We start from the raw sequence: 1,671 nt of genomic DNA on the forward strand, positions 1-1,671 counted from the left end.
GTAAACATTCACCCCAGTGCCGCTGCGTTATTTCCTATCGCGCTGGGTGAGTGCTGGAAGGCAGGGCGGTGCTCATGCGGGAAGGGCCGGCATCCAGGCGTTTCCGGTGAGGGCGTCGCGGATGACGTCCATGACGGGCAGGCCGTGCTTGCGGGCGGTATCGAGGTAGCCGCGGATGGCGTACCGCTCCCGGGTCGCCTTCTCCGAGCGGAGCCGGCCGGAGATCTTCTGCTGCGTCTTGGCCGGCCGCAGGTCGCGTTCGGCCTGGTTGGAGGTCGGGGGTATGCGCAGGTCAGTGGTGAACCGAAGGACGTCCGCCTCGCGGTCGTGCAGGCACTCCAGGAGGCAGCGGCCGGTTTTCTGCTTCGCTTTCGCGCCCGGGACGCGGGGGACCTGCGCGAGGCCGACGAGGACCGCGTTGCGGAACAGCTTCAGGTCAGCGGCCATGGCCGCGGCCGGGACGGCCGGCAGTCCCTGGTCCCGCGCCGTGTTCGAGGCGTGGATCATGCCGCGCAGCGATTCCATCGCCTGCTTCGGCCAGATCTTGCCGGGGTAGGCCTGCGCGCAGTCCTCCAGGTCGCGGATGAGGTGCTGGGTGCAGAGCTGGTGCAGGACGCCGGGCATCGCGTCGTAGTTCTGGTAGCGGTCGTGCACCAGCACGGTGCCGCCGTCGCCCAGGTCCGCGAACACGAACCGGTTGAAGCTCTCCAGGGACCGCTCGCCGAGGAAGTAGCAGGTCAGCAGGTTCGTGCAGGCGACCAGCAGGTACTTCTTGCGGGTCTTGGGGCCAGGGCCGACCCGGATCGGGGTCTCGTCCCCGCACACGACAGATGCGGCGGTGACCAGCGCCCGGATCAGCAGGACCGCCCCGCGGACCGCCTTCGCGGCGCGGGCGATCAGGGAGTGCACGAACCCGTCCGAGGGCCGGGTCCCGGTCAGGGCGCCGATGACGTCCGCGCACCGCTCGACCGGGACGTGGTGCATGACCAGGAGAAACACGGCCCAGGCCTGGATGTTCGGCCCGTAGGCGACGGTGCCGGCCGTCCCGGCTCCTGGCGGCGGAGCCGCGACGTGGACCTTCCCGCACCGGCAGCGCACCGTGTGCCCGTCGTACTGCGTCAGCGTCGCGGTGACGACCGGCGTGTCCATGACCTGGTGCGATGCGGCGATCCCGAGGTCGGCGGCGTCCGCGAGGTCGTTCCCGCAGCCGCACAGGCCCTCCGGGAACAGGTCTTCTCTCTTGTCCGGGTTCTCGCTCCAGGCCAGGTGCGCGCCGGGAGCGCCCTTCTGCTTGCCGGGGCGCTTCTTCCCGTCCCGTTTCGGCTTCGGGGCCGGGGCCTTCCGGCCGGGCAGGTCATCCGACGACGGGGACATCCCGGAGTTGCCGGAGTTCCGCGACACCAGCCGTTCCAGCTTCGCCAGCCGTTCAGCCAGGTCACCGACCTGCGACTGCAGTTCCGCGTTCCGCGACTCGAGGATCTCGATCACCGCGCCCGAGACCTCGGCCAGCATGGCCAGGTCGCTCTCGGGCGGGGAAGCGGTCACGGCCATGATCCTGCCCGCCCCCGAGCCACGCTGCGGCGAGAACCCTCTGATCGCGGCAGAAACGTAACCTCAGCCAGCGCAAACACCTCGTTGGTTAAAGGCTTGAGAGGGGGGCTGAATGCTTAC

Annotated in this window: 1 protein-coding gene; it reads right to left on the reverse strand. The window is 69.7% G+C overall.

Translation table 11 applies throughout. From position 1 onward, the window contains the following. Window positions 1–72: 72 nt before the first annotated feature. Window positions 73–1,545: an IS66 family transposase gene (gene tnpC / locus VGH54_RS21050; protein ID WP_331514026.1), complete on the reverse strand. Its 1,473-nt coding sequence runs from the start codon at window positions 1,543–1,545 to the stop codon at window positions 73–75. Window positions 1,546–1,671 lie beyond the last annotated feature (126 nt).

The organism is Mycobacterium sp., assembly GCF_036488105.1.
Classification (GTDB): domain Bacteria; phylum Actinomycetota; class Actinomycetes; order Mycobacteriales; family Mycobacteriaceae; genus Mycobacterium.